Annotated in this window: 17 protein-coding genes; 16 read left to right on the forward strand and 1 reads right to left on the reverse strand. The window is 37.7% G+C overall.

What is annotated here, in order from left to right; all coding sequences use genetic code 11:
• Positions 1–16: 16 nt before the first annotated feature.
• The 16 genes from COE49_RS00935 to trxB all read left to right on the forward strand — a co-directional run bounded on the left by COE49_RS00935 (position 17) and on the right by trxB (position 14,575).
• Entirely contained in the window at positions 17–214 is a 198-nt protein-coding gene (locus tag COE49_RS00935; protein ID WP_088233269.1) for a helix-turn-helix transcriptional regulator, read from the forward strand.
• A gap of 50 nt (positions 215–264) precedes the next feature.
• Positions 265–486: a hypothetical protein gene (locus COE49_RS00940; protein ID WP_088233270.1), complete on the forward strand. Its 222-nt coding sequence runs from the start codon at positions 265–267 to the stop codon at positions 484–486.
• Complete coding sequence (locus COE49_RS00945) at positions 483–875, forward strand: ATPase (protein WP_088233271.1); 393 nt, start codon at positions 483–485, stop codon at positions 873–875. Before COE49_RS00940 ends, COE49_RS00945 begins: the two co-directional genes overlap by 4 nt.
• Before the next feature lie 16 nt (positions 876–891).
• Positions 892–1,116, forward strand: coding sequence for a hypothetical protein (locus COE49_RS00950; RefSeq protein WP_088233272.1), 225 nt, complete (start codon positions 892–894; stop codon positions 1,114–1,116).
• A 100-nt stretch (positions 1,117–1,216) separates the two neighbouring features.
• The gene (locus COE49_RS00955; RefSeq protein ID WP_140417540.1) at positions 1,217–1,975 is read left to right on the forward strand and encodes a MerR family transcriptional regulator; all 759 of its coding nucleotides are present in this window, start codon (positions 1,217–1,219) and stop codon (positions 1,973–1,975) included.
• Positions 1,976–2,596 carry a hypothetical protein gene (locus COE49_RS00960; RefSeq protein ID WP_088233274.1) on the forward strand — a complete coding sequence of 207 codons (621 nt, stop codon included), beginning with the start codon at positions 1,976–1,978 and terminating at the stop codon, positions 2,594–2,596. It begins immediately after the preceding gene.
• A gap of 46 nt (positions 2,597–2,642) precedes the next feature.
• Positions 2,643–3,074 (forward strand): DUF4362 domain-containing protein, encoded by a 432-nt coding sequence (locus COE49_RS00965; protein ID WP_088233275.1) that lies wholly within the window; start codon positions 2,643–2,645, stop codon positions 3,072–3,074.
• 151 nt (positions 3,075–3,225) lie between these two features.
• Positions 3,226–5,202, forward strand: coding sequence for an excinuclease ABC subunit B (gene uvrB / locus COE49_RS00970; protein WP_088233276.1), 1,977 nt, complete (start codon positions 3,226–3,228; stop codon positions 5,200–5,202).
• Positions 5,203–5,213: 11 nt separating this feature from the next.
• Entirely contained in the window at positions 5,214–8,084 is a 2,871-nt protein-coding gene (gene uvrA / locus COE49_RS00975) for an excinuclease ABC subunit UvrA (RefSeq protein ID WP_140417542.1), read from the forward strand.
• Between the two features lie 187 nt (positions 8,085–8,271).
• Positions 8,272–8,652, forward strand: a complete 381-nt coding sequence (locus COE49_RS00980) for a phage holin family protein (RefSeq protein ID WP_088233277.1) — start codon at positions 8,272–8,274, stop codon at positions 8,650–8,652.
• Positions 8,653–8,807: 155 nt separating this feature from the next.
• Entirely contained in the window at positions 8,808–9,737 is a 930-nt protein-coding gene (gene hprK, locus COE49_RS00985; RefSeq protein WP_088233278.1) for an HPr(Ser) kinase/phosphatase, read from the forward strand.
• A gap of 24 nt (positions 9,738–9,761) precedes the next feature.
• The gene (gene lgt / locus COE49_RS00990; RefSeq protein WP_088233279.1) at positions 9,762–10,574 is read left to right on the forward strand and encodes a prolipoprotein diacylglyceryl transferase; all 813 of its coding nucleotides are present in this window, start codon (positions 9,762–9,764) and stop codon (positions 10,572–10,574) included.
• 68 nt (positions 10,575–10,642) lie between these two features.
• Entirely contained in the window at positions 10,643–11,293 is a 651-nt protein-coding gene (ppaX, locus tag COE49_RS00995) for a pyrophosphatase PpaX (protein WP_088233280.1), read from the forward strand.
• A 76-nt stretch (positions 11,294–11,369) separates the two neighbouring features.
• Entirely contained in the window at positions 11,370–11,882 is a 513-nt protein-coding gene (locus COE49_RS01000; RefSeq protein WP_088233281.1) for an acyltransferase, read from the forward strand.
• A 139-nt stretch (positions 11,883–12,021) separates the two neighbouring features.
• Positions 12,022–13,533 carry a tetratricopeptide repeat protein gene (locus COE49_RS01005; protein ID WP_088233282.1) on the forward strand — a complete coding sequence of 504 codons (1,512 nt, stop codon included), beginning with the start codon at positions 12,022–12,024 and terminating at the stop codon, positions 13,531–13,533.
• Positions 13,534–13,618: 85 nt separating this feature from the next.
• Positions 13,619–14,575 carry a thioredoxin-disulfide reductase gene (gene trxB / locus COE49_RS01010; protein WP_140417541.1) on the forward strand — a complete coding sequence of 319 codons (957 nt, stop codon included), beginning with the start codon at positions 13,619–13,621 and terminating at the stop codon, positions 14,573–14,575.
• A 48-nt stretch (positions 14,576–14,623) separates the two neighbouring features.
• Here the strand turns inward: trxB and COE49_RS27875 are convergent.
• A partial coding sequence (locus COE49_RS27875) for a transposase (protein ID WP_240522865.1) occupies positions 14,624–14,869 on the reverse strand: 246 nt, incomplete at its 5' end.

The following is a 14,869-nucleotide window of genomic DNA, read 5'->3' on the forward strand; positions in this document are numbered from 1 at the left end:
TTTGAAGGTGGATCCTATGGGTGTGAAAAATAAAATTAAAGAATTAAGAAAGCAACATCATATAACGCAAGTGGAAATGGCAAAGGTGATGCAAGTAACGCGGCAGACGATCGTGGCGATTGAAAATCACCATTACAATCCGAGTCTAGAGCTATCCTTAAAAATCGCCAAATATTTTGGGATGAAGGTGGAGGAAATCTTTACGCTGGAGTAAAGGGATAGAAAATGGCAGGAAAACGAGCATAGCGATAGGAGGGACGAAAAATGCAGGATGAGTTTGAGAGATTTCAGTCAGATAAAGCGTTTAAATATGTAGGGTTGTTTTTAGCGATTAGTTTAACAGTCTGGAGTTTGTATAATTTAATTGTTTACGGAAATGCTGGTATGCCGTTTGTTTTATTTGTACTAGGACAGTTTGTTTATTTCTTTGTGAACTATTGGCCGAAATGGAGATATAGAAATAGTAAAGAGGCTGATCATGTATGAGTAAGCAAGAGGTTATACGGTTCATAGGAAGTTTGTTTTTAGCGGGGCTTGTTTTAAATGTGAGTTTAATGATTTTAAGTATTTCGTGGGGAACTATTTTCATATCGAATGTGGCACTAGTCATTTTATATGGAATTGCGGAATATAGAGAACAGAAGCGTTTGAAAGAAGAGGGAGTACCGTCGATTGATGAGAGAGTTGTGAACAAGATGAAGTCGTATTTCACTATTTGTGTTACAGGATTCGTTCTTTTGTTCATTATGTATCTTTGTGTAAATAAGTATTTAGATAGGTCAGTAGTACATGTAAATGAGTTATTGTATATCGTTATTTTTGGTTTGTTAATTAGCATGGCATCGACGAGTATTTTCGCAACAAGGAATAGATAGAAAAAGGGGAACTGGGATGGGGTTACCGGTATTATGTGTCGCTACAGTTATATTTGCGCTTCTTTGGGGAATGCAAAACTTTTCTCGTAATCCAGTGCCAAGCATTTGTATTATGATTGGTACTGCAGGGTTATCGTATTATTTATTACTATCAGCCCATTATCATAAAATGGCAACTGGCGTTGTTGTTGGAGCACTTATTTTATTTTGTGGGCGCGCTATAAAAGGATTATTTCCGTAAAAGCTGTTTATACAAAGAGTATAAACAGCTTTTTGTATTTTTTTTACAAAACACTTGAAAGTTACGTAACGTCATCTTTTATAATGAAGGGGAAGAGGTGATGCTAGTGATTTCAATACAACAATTGACGAGAGAAACAGGGGTTACGGTACGTACATTACGTTATTATGATCAAATAGATTTATTAAAGCCAAGTGGGAAAACAGAGGGTGGACATCGGTTATATAGTGAAGCTGATGTCATTCGTTTGCAACAAATTTTATTTTTAAAAGAAATGGGATTTTCATTAAAAGAAACTGCGAATATGTTAGTAAAAGATGAGCTGGATTTAAAGGATTCTCTTGAAAAACAACTTCGGTTTGTACAAGAAGAACAAAAGAAATTCAATCGAATGGAGCGTATTTTACAAGCTGTTGTTTATTCAGTAGACGTCGAAGGAGATTTGGATTGGAAAGTTATGTTTGAACTTATTCAGCTTTCAAAACAGTCTCCTCGTATACGGGAAATGTTCCAAAATGAAGTATTTTCAGAGGAAGAACAAAAATTGCTTCATAATTTACCAAACATGAGTAAGGAAGATCCGAATGTTTTAGAGTGGGTAGATTTATTAAAGCAATTACGTACTTTTATGAAAGACGGTAAAGAAGTAGCGAGTGATGAGGTACAAGGGGCAACGAAGAGATTAATGCAGAAGTGTTTGGAAATGGCAAATGGTGATGAAGCGTTTTTAGATAAGTTATGGGAAGTTAGGAAGTCAAAAGAAGATTCGCAAAGGATGAGTATGTATCCAATCGAAGAAGAACTTTTAATATATATGGATGAAGCTTTTCGTATTTATGATGAAAAGGGGGACGGATAAATGAGTATACTCGCAGAATATCGGTGGTATTTTTTAATTGGAGCAGAGATTATATTTTGGTTATCGGCTATCGGTTTCTTTTTACTCCGTTACGGATTTCGTTTGAAAAAGGCGAGTTTTATTATGGGGATTGTGCTACTCGTAAATGAAGTGTTTATTTTAATTTTAGGGGTAGTGGACTATTATCAAACAGGAAAGTTCTCTAACTTTCAAATTATTACTGTAATTATTTTATTGTATGCAGTCTTTTACGGGAAAAAGGATTTGAAGAAGCTTGATCTATTTGTGCAAAAACTAGTTGCGAAATGGCGGAATGAACCGGCGCCTATTATGGAAGAACAGGTAGAATTAACAGGTATGGCCTATGCGAAGCAGGAAGTGAAAAATTGGCTAGTACATCTTGTTTTATTCGTTGCTGTTCATATATTCTTTTTCTTCGCGTACGGATTGATTCCATTTGAACAGTGGGGAAATTGGTTAGAATCAGGAATCGTTTTAAATAAAGCGGCAAGCCGTGTAAGCCAAGTATGGGCTATTATTCTTTTAGTGGATACTGCAATTTCATTTTCATATGTAATTTTTCCGAAGAAGGAGAAAGGGAAAGAAAAGCTACTTTCATAGAGGAAAGTAGCTTTTTCTAGTATACCAATAGTTTGTATAGGAGAGGATAGCAATAGGAAAAAGAACAGGTTTTATATGTTTATTTCTCTTTAGTTTAGTAGCATGTTCACAATCTAACAGTGCAATTGATAAGAAGAGTGATGTCGTTGCAAAGGGGGCGGAAATTTCTAATCTAGATAAATTCGAAAAGTTCGTTTTGAATGTGGAACAAGGGGAAATTGATAAAATAAGAATTGTACATTATACAGATGAAGGTGATCCGGTTTTTCAAACGTTAGAGCATAGTGGGACAGATATACTTCATATGTTAGATAATAGGCAAGATCAATTTGCTGGTAATCATACAGGTATATATGAAGATAGTTGTAAAAGGATTGTTAAAGAGCAACGTGAATCAGAAACGGCTTATCGGTTAATAGATTGTACGAATGAAGATGGGCGCAATGGATATGACTTATTATATGTACCTAAAAAATAGAGTTAGTAGAGGAAGGAAGTATGTACTCCTTCCTTTTTCTATGTGTATATTGTCGAAAATTTTACCGAATATCTGTTCGTTTTTTTAGGTTTTTTATGGGCATTCGTGGTAAAATAATAATACAGATTTTTATGAGGAGGTCGGATTGTACGTGGAACATCAATTTGAAATTATCTCAGCGTATTCCCCGCAAGGTGATCAGCCGGTAGCTATAGAGAAGCTTGTAGAGGGAATTAATAGTGGAAAGAAAAAGCAAGTGTTGCTTGGTGCGACAGGAACGGGTAAGACATTTACAATTTCAAATGTCATTAAAGAAGTGCAGAAGCCAACACTTGTCATGGCTCACAATAAAACGTTGGCAGGACAATTATATAGTGAGCTGAAAGATTTTTTTCCGAATAATGCAGTTGAATATTTTGTTAGTTATTACGATTATTATCAGCCAGAAGCGTATGTGCCGCAAACAGATACGTTTATTGAAAAAGACGCGCAGATTAATGATGAAATCGATAAATTACGTCACTCAGCAACGTCTGCATTATTTGAACGGGACGATGTAATTATCGTTGCGAGTGTTTCGTGTATATATGGTTTAGGTTCTCCAGAAGAGTACCGCGAGTTAGTTGTTTCGCTTCGAGTTGGTATGGAAAAGGACCGCAATCAATTGCTTCGTGAACTTGTTGATGTACAGTATGGGCGTAATGATATTGATTTCAAGCGTGGTACATTCCGTGTGCGCGGAGATGTAGTTGAAATCTTCCCGGCATCACTTGATGAGCATTGTATCCGAATTGAATTTTTTGGTGATGAAATTGACCGTATTCGTGAAGTAAATGCATTAACAGGTGAAGTATTAGCAGAACGTGATCATGTAGCAATCTTCCCAGCATCTCACTTCGTTACACGTGAAGAGAAAATGAAGGTTGCTATTGAAAATATCGAAAAAGAATTAGAAGAGCGTTTAAAGGAATTAAATGATAATGGTAAGTTGTTAGAGGCGCAGCGTATAGAGCAACGTACGCGTTATGATTTAGAAATGATGCGTGAGATGGGCTTTTGTTCAGGTATTGAAAACTATTCCCGTCATTTAACACTTCGTCCAGCGGGTGCAACGCCGTATACGTTATTAGACTATTTCCCGGAGGATTTCTTAATTGTTATGGATGAGTCGCACGTATCAGTGCCGCAAGTAAGAGCGATGTATAACGGGGACCAAGCGCGTAAGCAAGTGCTTGTGGATCATGGATTCCGTCTGCCATCAGCTTTAGATAATAGACCACTCATGTTTGATGAGTTTGAAGAGAAAACGAATCAAGTTATTTATGTTTCGGCAACGCCAGGGCCGTACGAGTTAGAGCAGTCACCGGAAGTAATAGAACAAATTATTCGTCCAACAGGGCTTTTAGATCCACCGATTGATATACGACCAATTGAAGGGCAAATTGACGATTTATTAGGAGAGATTCAAGATCGCATCGCAAAAAATGAGCGTGTATTAATTACAACTTTAACGAAAAAAATGTCAGAGGATTTAACGGATTACTTAAAAGATGTAGGAATTAAAGTGAACTATCTTCACTCTGAAATTAAAACGTTAGAACGTATTGAGATTATTCGTGATCTTCGCCTTGGTAAGTTTGATGTACTTGTCGGTATTAACTTATTACGAGAAGGTTTAGATATACCAGAAGTTTCACTTGTAGCTATTTTAGATGCTGATAAGGAAGGGTTCTTGCGTTCAGAACGCTCATTAATTCAAACAATCGGTCGTGCCGCACGTAATGAAAACGGCCGCGTTATTATGTACGCAGATCGCATAACGAGATCGATGGGAATTGCGATTGAAGAAACGCAGCGTCGTCGTACTATACAAGAAGCTTACAATGAGGAGCATGGTATTACACCGAAAACGATTCAAAAAGGAGTGCGCGATGTAATCCGTGCAACGACAGCTGCTGAAGAGCCAGAAACATATGAAGCAGCTCCTGCTAAGAAAATGACGAAAAAAGAGCGTGAAAAGACAATTGCGAAGATAGAAGCAGAGATGAAAGAAGCAGCAAAAGCGTTAGACTTCGAGCGTGCAGCTGAATTAAGAGATTTACTATTAGAATTAAAGGCGGAAGGGTGAAAAGCGTGAGCATGAGCAAGGATTTTATTGTTGTAAAAGGTGCTAGAGCACATAACTTAAAAAATATTGATGTAACCATTCCGAGAAATCAGCTTGTTGTTGTAACGGGATTGTCTGGTTCAGGGAAATCATCATTAGCATTTGATACGATTTATGCAGAAGGGCAGCGCAGATACGTAGAATCGTTATCTGCGTATGCACGCCAATTTTTAGGACAGATGGATAAACCGGATGTAGATACGATTGAAGGGTTGTCGCCAGCGATTTCGATTGATCAAAAAACGACGAGTCGTAATCCGCGTTCAACTGTCGGAACAGTGACGGAGATTTATGATTATTTACGTTTATTATTTGCGCGAATTGGTACGCCAATTTGTCCGAATCATGGAATTGAAATTACATCACAAACAGTAGAACAGATGGTAGACCGTGTTCTCGAATATCCTGAACGTACGAAATTGCAAGTACTAGCGCCTATCGTTTCTGGGCGTAAAGGTGCACATGTAAAAGTACTTGAAGATATTAAGAAGCAAGGTTACGTTCGTGTACGTGTTGATGGGGAAATGCTGGACGTATCTGAAGAGATTACGTTAGATAAAAATAAGAAGCATTCGATAGAAGTTGTAATTGACCGTATTGTTGTAAAAGAAGGAATTGCAAGCCGCCTTGCTGATTCACTTGAAAGTGCATTAAAGCTTGGCGGGGGCCGAGTGTTAATTGATGTTATGGGAGAAGAGGAACTTCTATTTAGTGAACATCATGCTTGTCCGCATTGTGGCTTTTCAATTGGAGAATTAGAGCCGCGCATGTTCTCATTCAATAGTCCGTTCGGTGCATGTCCTTCTTGTGATGGACTTGGCTCAAAGCTAGAGGTAGATTTAGAGCTTGTTATTCCGAACTGGGATTTATCATTAAATGAACATGCGATTGCTCCTTGGGAACCGACAAGTTCACAATATTACCCACAACTTTTACAATCTGTATGTAATCACTACGGCGTGGATATGGATATGCCTGTGAAAGATATACCGAAAGATTTATTTGATAAAGTATTGTATGGAAGCGGTGAAGAGAAGGTTTACTTCCGCTATGTAAATGAATTTGGTCAAGTAAAGGAAAATGAGATTTTATTTGAAGGTGTTATTCCGAATATAGAGCGTCGTTATCGTGAGACGAGTTCTGATTATGTTCGTGAGCAAATGGAGAAATACATGGCAGAGCAAGCTTGTCCGAAGTGTAAAGGCGGACGCTTAAAGCCAGAGAGTTTAGCTGTTTTCGTTGGTGATAAAACGATTGCTGACGTAACGAAGTATTCTGTTCAAGAAGTACAGGAGTTCTTCTCGAATGTGGAACTAACAGAGAAACAACAAAAAATTGCTCATTTAATTTTAAGAGAAATTCAAGAGCGCGTTGGGTTTTTAGTGAACGTTGGTTTAGATTATTTAACGTTAAGTCGTGCGGCTGGTACGTTATCAGGTGGTGAGGCGCAGCGTATTCGTTTAGCAACGCAAATTGGTTCTCGTCTAACTGGCGTACTTTATATTCTTGATGAGCCTTCAATTGGTTTACACCAACGTGATAACGATCGTCTTATTCGCACATTGCAAGAAATGCGTGATTTAGGCAATACGTTAATTGTCGTTGAACATGATGAAGATACGATGATGGCAGCAGATTACTTACTTGATATCGGACCTGGTGCAGGTATTCACGGTGGTCAAGTTGTATCAGCGGGTACACCAGCTGAGGTTATGCAAGATGAGAATTCATTAACAGGGAAATACTTAAGTGGGAAAGAGTTTATTCCAGTTCCACTTGAAAGACGTAAAGGTGACGGACGTAAAGTAGAGATTGTCGGTGCAAAAGAGAATAACTTAAAGAATGCGAAAATGTCATTCCCACTTGGTACGTTTGTAGCGGTAACGGGTGTATCTGGTTCTGGTAAAAGTACGATGATTAATGAAGTGCTATACAAATCGTTAGCTCAAAAGCTATATAAAGCGAAAGCGAAGCCAGGGACTCATAAAGAAATTAAAGGTCTTGAGCATTTAGATAAAGTTATTGATATTGATCAATCGCCAATCGGTCGTACACCACGTTCCAACCCAGCGACGTATACAGGTGTATTCGATGATATTCGTGATGTGTTTGCACAAACGAACGAAGCGAAAGTGCGCGGATATCAAAAAGGACGTTTCAGCTTTAACGTAAAAGGTGGCCGTTGTGAAGCGTGCCGTGGTGACGGGATTATTAAAATCGAAATGCATTTCTTACCAGATGTGTACGTTCCGTGTGAAGTTTGTCACGGTAAACGTTACAACCGTGAAACGTTAGAAGTGAAGTATAAAGATAAGAACATTTCTGAAGTGTTAGGGATGACAATTGAAGATGGAGTAGAGTTCTTCGCTAATATCCCGAAAATTAAGCGTAAACTTCAAACGCTTGTAGATGTTGGACTTGGTTATATGAAATTAGGGCAACCAGCTACGACGTTATCTGGTGGGGAAGCACAGCGCGTGAAATTAGCTTCTGAATTACATCGTCGTTCTACAGGGCGTACGCTATATATTTTAGATGAGCCAACGACTGGTTTACATGCACATGATATTGCACGTCTTCTAGAGGTATTGCAGCGTCTTGTTGAAAGCGGAGAGACAGTTCTTGTAATTGAACATAATTTAGATGTTATTAAAACGGCTGATTACATTGTTGACCTTGGACCAGAGGGCGGAGACAAAGGTGGACAAATCGTTGCTTCAGGAACGCCAGAGCAAGTAGTGAAAGAAGAGCGCTCGTATACAGGTAAGTATTTAAAAGAGATCTTAGTTCGTGATAAAGCAAGAATGAAAGAGAGAATAAAAGAAGTAGAGTTATCGCAATAAATTTATTGATGAAAACCGAGTGGAAATGACGCTCGGTTTTTATTTTACGCGGAAAAACTGGTAAGTGTGTTAGTAGGTATACAAGCATAAAGGGTAGAATAAGTTGATATAAGCGCTCGTATGATACTTGCGTTTATTATCTATTAGCGTATGATGAAATATATATGTTTAAAGGATGTGTAACGAAATGAGATGGATTGTATCACTTCTTGTAAATAGCATTGTGTTAATCGCTGTATCGGGACTTTTAAAAGGGATTGCACCAGACGCGTTTTACATAGCAAATATACAAACAGCAATTATTGCGAGTATTATATTAGCGATTTTAAATGTATTCGTAAAGCCATTTTTAATTTTAATTACGCTACCAATTACTGTTGTAACTTTCGGGTTCTTCTTAATTGTTATTAATGCGATTACGTTAAAAATGACAGATTCATTATTAGGAGATGCTTTCAATATAACAGGGTTTGGTGTAGCGATTGTTGCGGCAATTTGTATTTCCATTTTCAATATGATCATTGAAAAGGCAATTGTGGAACCATTATATGAAAAAAAGAGAAAGTGACAAAAGGAAAAACATTTCATCATTCGTATGAAATGTTTTTTTCTATTTATTAGAAACCGTATTTCTTGTTTCCAGAAAAAAATGGTACAATATCCGGTAGAATGGAATTTTACATCAAATGAGACTGAACCCGCAGCGGATGGAGGTTTATACATATGCCGAAAGTAAGGACAAAAGATTTAATTGAACAATTTCAATTGGAGTTAATAAGTGGTGAAGAAGGCATTCATCGCCCGATTGACACAAGTGATTTATCACGACCTGGAATTGAGATGGCAGGATTTTTCACATATTATCCAGCTGATCGCGTGCAACTTCTTGGGAAAACGGAGCTTACGTTCTTTGACACGTTAACATCAGGGCAAAAACAAGAGAGAATGAAAGCGCTTTGTACGGAGGAGACGCCGTGTATTATTGTAACTCGAAATCAAGATGTACCAGATGAGTTACTGCAAGCATCGCGTGAGTCATGTGTGCCTTTATTACGTTCTTCTCAAACGACAACGAGATTATCAAGTCGTTTAACGAACTATTTAGAAGGTAAGTTAGCGCCAACAACAGCTGTTCATGGTGTATTAGTAGATATTTACGGCGTTGGTGTTTTAATTACAGGTCAAAGTGGTGTTGGTAAAAGTGAGACAGCTCTTGAACTTGTAAAGCGTGGTCACCGTCTTGTTGCGGATGATAGTGTAGAAATTCGTCAAGAAGATGAAGACATGTTAGTCGGAAGCTCACCAGATTTAATTGAGCATTTATTAGAAATTCGTGGTCTAGGTATTATTAACGTTATGACGTTATTCGGTGCAGGGGCAGTGCGAAATTATAAGCGTATTACACTTGTTATTAATCTTGAAATTTGGGATCAAAAGAAAAATTATGATCGCTTAGGTCTTGATGAAGAGAAGATGAAGATTATTGATACAGAACTTACGAAGATTACACTTCCAGTTCGTCCTGGCCGAAATTTAGCTGTTATTATTGAAGTGGCAGCGATGAACTTCCGTTTAAAACGTATGGGAGTCAATGCGGCACAACAGTTCTCTGAACGATTAATGAGTGCAATTGAGTTAGGAAATCAGGAGTAAATTTAGGAGAGGGAGGTCATACATATGCTGTTAGGTTCTGTACCACAGCTTGACCGTGTAGCGATTCAACTTGGGCCGTTCCCTATATATTGGTACGGGGTTATTATCGGTACAGGTGTGCTATTAGGTCTTTGGCTAGCAACTCGCGAGGGAGAAAGGCTAGGTATTCCAAAAGATACATTTATTGACCTTGTATTAATTGCAGTACCGATCGCTATTCTTTTTGCGAGAATGTACTATGTCATTTTTGAATGGGAATATTACGCGCAAAACCCAAGTGAAATTCTTAGAATCCGTCAAGGTGGTTTGGCGATTCATGGTGGTTTAATTGGGGCTGTTATTACAGGAATCCTTTTTGCAAAACGACGCGGGCTTTCATTCTGGAAGTTAGCGGATATTGCTGCGCCAAGTATTTTACTAGGACAAGCAATTGGCAGATGGGGAAACTTTATGAACCAAGAGGCGCATGGTGATGAAGTAACGAGACAGTTTTTAGAAGGTCTTCATTTACCGGATTTTATTATTAATCAAATGTATATTGAGGGTGTGTATTATCACCCGACGTTTTTATATGAATCGTTATGGAATTTTGCAGGTGTCATTTTATTACTTGCATTACGAAAAGTGAATTTAAGACGTGGGGAACTATTCTTCACATATTTAATTTGGTATTCAGTAGGACGCTTCTTCGTAGAAGGTTTACGTACAGATAGCTTAATGTTAGGACCACTTCGTATTGCCCAAGTAATGTCGATTGGAATTATTGTTATTTCTATCATTTTCATTATTGCGAGACGAAAAATGGGGCAAGCTGATAAAAGATATTTAGAAAATTAGAGAAAAGTAGCATCTTATAATAAGATGCTGCTTCTTTCATATTCAGGAAAACGAAAGGACGAAAGGCAATGCAAATAAATACAGTGTTATTTGATTTAGATGGAACGTTAATTAATACAAACGAACTTATTATCTCTTCTTTTTTACATGTGTTACACACATATTATCCAAATCAGTATAAGCGTGAAGATGTATTGCCATTTATCGGTCCATCTTTGCATGATACTTTCAGCAAGATTGATGAAAGTAAGGTTGAAGAGATGATTACGTGTTATCGTCAATTTAACCATGATCATCACGATGAATTAGTGGAAGAATATGAAACTGTATATGAAACAGTTCAAGACTTGAAGAAGCAAGGTTACAAAATTGGTATTGTTACAACGAAAGCGAGACAAACGGTTGAGATGGGATTAAAGTTGTCAAAGCTTGATGAGTTTTTTGATGTTGTCGTGACAATTGATGATGTGGAGCATGTGAAACCACATCCAGAACCACTTCAAAAAGCGCTTGAATTACTAGATGCGAAACCAGAAGAAACATTGATGGTTGGGGATAATCATCATGATATTGTTGGCGGACAAAATGCGGGTACGAAAACAGCTGCAGTTTCATGGACGTTAAAGGGTAGAGCGTATTTAGAAGCTTATAAACCAGATTTTATGTTAGATAAAATGAGTGATTTACTACCGATCTTGTCCGACATGAATCGTTCATAAAGGTTCAAGTAAGTTAGTAGGGATGCGTATCCCTACTAGCTTACAGTTTTACTTTTTTAGTGGAGGAGCGAGTTAAGTGCGACGGACAACACGCTATCCTATTTCAGGAGAGAATTCATTATGGAATGTGTATAAAACAGTTTCTTTTTGGAAGGTAATGAAGAATTTTATTATTATCCAAATTGCACGTTACACGCCATTTTTATCTGTGAAGAATTGGTTGTATCGCACGTTTTTACGCATGAAAGTAGGAGAGAAAACATCATTTGCGCTTATGGTAATGCCGGATATTATGTTTCCAGAAAAGATAGCTGTGGGAGAAAATTCGATTATTGGCTATAACACAACGCTTTTAGCACATGAATATTTAATTCGTGAATATCGTCTTGGAGAAATCGTCATTGGAAATGAAGTGATGATTGGAGCAAATACGACGATATTGCCAGGTGTGAAAATTGGAGATGGTGCGATTGTCTCAGCGGGCACACTTGTTCATAAAGATGTACCGAGTGGTGCTTTCGTAGGTGGAAATCCAATGCGTATTATTTATACGAAAGAGCAAATGGCGGCTAGAAAAGGTTCATACTAAAAATGTAACATTTCTCCTCTTTTTTAATGAATAAAAAGGAAATAATTGAGTATAATATACTGTTTTGTTTTTTACGGAATCGTTTATACTTATAGATAGAAGAATGTGTGAGCGAAGAAAACAAAAAACTGGAGGATATATGGGGAAAAATCAAAGAATATATAAGGAGAACGGACAAGTTATCTCTTTTAACCAATTAGCGGACTTTTTTTATAAAAAAGGGATGAGGGCTTACAAAGGGCAAAAATTGCAAGATGCAATTAAATATTTTCGAAGAGCGGCACAAAGTGAGAAGGAGCCGTTTATTTTATGCCAATTAGCAATAACATTGTCTGAATCTGGTGAATATCAGGAGTCGAATCAAACCTTCTTAAAGCTAATAAAATCTAATCCAGAACTTGAACAGTGCTATTATTTTATTGCAAATAATTATGCATATATGGGTTTATTTCAGCAGGCGAAGAAGTATGCGGAGCGCTATTTAGATGTTGCCGAAGAGAAGGAATTTGTTGAGGATACATTAGAGTTGCTTGAAATTATAGAAGAAGAAGCGATGGGTGCGGAAGAGATTGAAGATGAAGACGATTTAATTGTTATGCAGGAAGAGGCGAATCGTTATATTCGTAACGGACAACTAGAAGAAGCAATTGCTACGTTAGAAATTGTTACGAAAGATTATCCGGAATTTTGGTCAGGTCATAATAATTTAGCGATTGCACATTTTCAATCTGGTAATGTAGATAAGGCGCTGAAGTTAACAGAAATGATTTTAGAGAAAAATCCTGGTAATATACATGCGCTTTGTAATACGCTTATTTTTCTATATTCAATTGGAGAGCATAAACAAGTAGAAGCGTTAGCGGGACAGCTCGTTTCAGTATATCCGATTTCATTTGAACATCGTTTGAAACTTGGAACGACACTTGCAACAATTGGTCATTTCGAGCCTGCATATAAATGGTTCAAAGTATTAAAGCGTCAAGGGTACGAAGGAGACGTTAGTTTTTATTATTGGTTTGCATATTCTGCTTATATGGTGAAGGATCAGCAAGTGGCTGAAAAAATGTGGCAACATGTTATAGAATTGCATCCTGATAAAAAAGGGAAAGAACCGTGGAATGCACTGAATTTAGAAGATGAAGGGCAAAATATATTATTTGAAGAATTACGAAAATCATTTCAGCAAAGTGCGACGCTAGAGGAGCAAATGCTAGCTTTATATTTAATGAATGAATTGTCAACGCCTGAGAAGGTTGGATTCTTCTTTGATGTGACGCAGGCGAAGAATGGTGTTCCAATTGTATCGCAACTTGCAAAATATTTCTTTTTACTGAATAGCCATAAGAGTATTCCAGCTGATTTACAGCAATTTGAACAGTGCGTGCGAATTGCGGATGCTTTATACAATTATACGAAAAAAGATGATGAATTAATCGAAGAGTGTTTACAATTTTGGTTTTGTACGTTCATACGTTTATATACATCTGGAGCAGTTTTTACAAATGTGTACGGTTGGTCAGCTGCGGTTGAATACATTGTGCGGGGCGAACAAGGAAATAAGATGACACAGTCGGAGCTTGGAGATGTATATAATGTATCTGTAGCGACTGTTCGAAAGTATGTGCAGGCTGTGAAGCGTACGCACACATAAGATAAGCAAATCATTGGGAAAAAAATGATGCTAACAGTATAATGAGGGTAACTTAATTGTGTAGGAATGGATAGGAGTGAGTAGTGTGTCAGAAGAAAAAATTTATGATGTCATTATTATTGGTGCAGGACCAGCTGGTATGACAGCTGCAGTATATACATCTCGTGCGAATTTAAGCACATTAATGCTTGAGCGTGGTATTCCAGGCGGACAAATGGCAAATACAGAAGATGTAGAAAACTACCCAGGTTATGAGTCTATTTTAGGACCAGACTTATCAAATAAAATGTTCGAGCATGCGAAGAAATTTGGTGCTGAATATGCATATGGTGATGTGAAAGCAGTCATCGATGGTAAAGAGTACAAAACAATTATTGCTGGTAAAAAAGAATATAAAACACGTGCAATTATCGTTGCAAGTGGTGCAGAGTATAAAAAAATCGGTGTACCGGGTGAAACAGAACTTGGCGGCCGTGGTGTATCATACTGTGCGGTATGTGATGGCGCATTCTTTAAAGAAAAAGAACTTGTTGTTATCGGGGGCGGAGACTCTGCTGTTGAAGAGGGTGTGTTCTTAACACGCTTCGCATCAAAAGTAACAATCGTTCACCGTCGTGACACGCTTCGTGCACAGAAAATTTTACAAGATCGTGCTTTCCAAAACGAGAAAGTAGATTTCATTTGGAACCACACGATAAAAGAAATTAACGAAGCAAATGGTAAAGTAGGAAGCGTAACACTTGTAGATGTAAACAGTGGAGAAGAGCAAGAAGTCAAAACTGACGGCGTATTCGTATACATCGGTATGTTGCCACTATCAAAACCGTTCGTTGAGTTAGGTATTACAAACGAAAATGGTTACGTTGAAACGAACGAGCGTATGGAAACGAAAGTTCCTGGTATTTTCGCAGCTGGTGATGTTCGCGAAAAAATGCTTCGTCAAATTGTAACTGCAACAGGTGACGGTAGTATTGCAGCACAAAGTGCACAACATTACGTAGAAGAATTATTAGAAGAACTAAAAACTGTAACAGAGAAATAAGGGATATTATACCTTTTGAGAAGAAAGCTACCGATAGTAGCTTTCTTTTCAGAGTGTTGGGAAACCCTTTAGGGTTCCCAACACTCTGTAATCTTTTTTGATTTTAGCGACTAAAAATAACATAAAATAATAGAATTTAGAAAAATAGCCCTCCACTAGACCCTTTTTGGTCAGGTGGAGGGCTATTTTTTTCATGTTTTGACAAGCTGCGGTGAGATAAGCTTGCATTTGGACGGACTTCAGCCCTCGAAACCGGGCATAGCGGTAGCCATGTAGTTCTTTGGCGTCCGCAAA

The sequence above is a fragment of the Bacillus sp. AFS029637 genome (assembly GCF_002584985.1).
In the GTDB taxonomy this organism is placed as follows: Bacteria; Bacillota; Bacilli; order Bacillales; family Bacillaceae_G; genus Bacillus_A.